General features: G+C 68.4%; 2 protein-coding genes. One reads left to right on the forward strand and one right to left on the reverse strand.

The window, feature by feature from the left end; translation table 11 throughout:
- Positions 1 to 164 precede the first annotated feature (164 nt).
- Positions 165 to 470, forward strand: coding sequence for a hypothetical protein (locus AB0D14_RS44995; RefSeq protein ID WP_362791340.1), 306 nt, complete (start codon positions 165 to 167; stop codon positions 468 to 470).
- Here the strand turns inward: AB0D14_RS44995 and AB0D14_RS45000 are convergent.
- The gene (locus tag AB0D14_RS45000) at positions 435 to 929 is read right to left on the reverse strand and encodes a GNAT family N-acetyltransferase (RefSeq protein ID WP_362791342.1); all 495 of its coding nucleotides are present in this window, start codon (positions 927 to 929) and stop codon (positions 435 to 437) included. The genes AB0D14_RS44995 and AB0D14_RS45000 overlap by 36 nt on opposite strands.
- Positions 930 to 1,126 lie beyond the last annotated feature (197 nt).

The raw sequence follows: 1,126 nt of genomic DNA on the forward strand, positions 1-1,126 counted from the left end.
TCGTTATCGAACCGTGATCGACCCATCGCAGCCCAGGATCTGTCGACCGGGTTCGGTTTCGTCCCTGCCCGGTGCGACGGCGCGGTGTGCGGGCACCGTGAATGTCGGATACTCGCGAGCGGTGGGGTACGTGGGTGTTGTGCCGCCAGGAGGTGCGCGGGCGTATGGCGATTCCTTGGCGCGTCCTGCCCGGGCGGATCCCCACCTGGTTGCGCGACCATGACCCGGGACTGGTGGCGACTCGCCGCGCCGCGCGCACCGCGCTGGTGATGCCCGCTCTGTTCGCCCTGTGCAGTCAGGTGCTGCATCCCTCGACGATGGCGACCTTCGCGGCGTTCGGTTCGTTCCCGATGCTCCTGCTGGTGGAGTTCACCGGCCCCTATAGGCCCGCGGCAGGCAACGTTTGCCCGTTGAGGAGCGGCGTCCGGTGCGTGCTATGGCTGGAGGTCGCGCTGGTACCAGGTGCCTGACTTGCCGCCGAGATCGGCCGGGGTGGCAGGGCCAACCGAGACGAACCCGGCCTTGGCCAAGACTTTCTGGGACGCGGCGTTGTCGTGGGAGGTGGCCGCCCGCAGTGTGCGCAGGCCGTGCACCGCTGTCGCCGTCCGGCACAGCTCCCGGACGGCTGCGGTCGCCACGCCGCGGCCGGCGACCCGCTCCGCGACCCGGTAGCCGAGTCTGGCGGTGCCGTCCTCCAAGTCGTACAGGTTGAACCTGCCGAGTACCGAGCCGTCCTCGGTGACGAGCAGGTAGAAGGCGCAGATGCCGGCCTCCTGCTCGGCCAGCGCGACGCTGTACCAGTCGGTGAACTGGTCGAAGAAGTCGTCGCCGCGGTCGGAGATCGAGGCAGCGAAGTAGGTGCGGTTCGCCAGCTCGAAGGCCAGGACCGCCGGGGCGTGGCCGGCATGCAAGCGCTTCAGCTCGGGCATCGCCCGACCCTACCCAGATCGTGCACTGAGGCCACCTGAGTTTCCGCCGGTGGCAGACAGCCCCAAGACCAGAGCACTTAACGGTCTACGGCTGGAGTACTGGCCCTTCAGTTGGAGATCGACTCTGCTGCGGTAGTTCGGTGATCTGCCGGCACGGGTAACTGCCGGGCATGCAGGCGCCGTTGTTGGACGTCCCG

Source organism: Streptomyces sp. NPDC048484, from assembly GCF_040651415.1.
GTDB lineage: Bacteria > Actinomycetota > Actinomycetes > Streptomycetales > Streptomycetaceae > Streptomyces.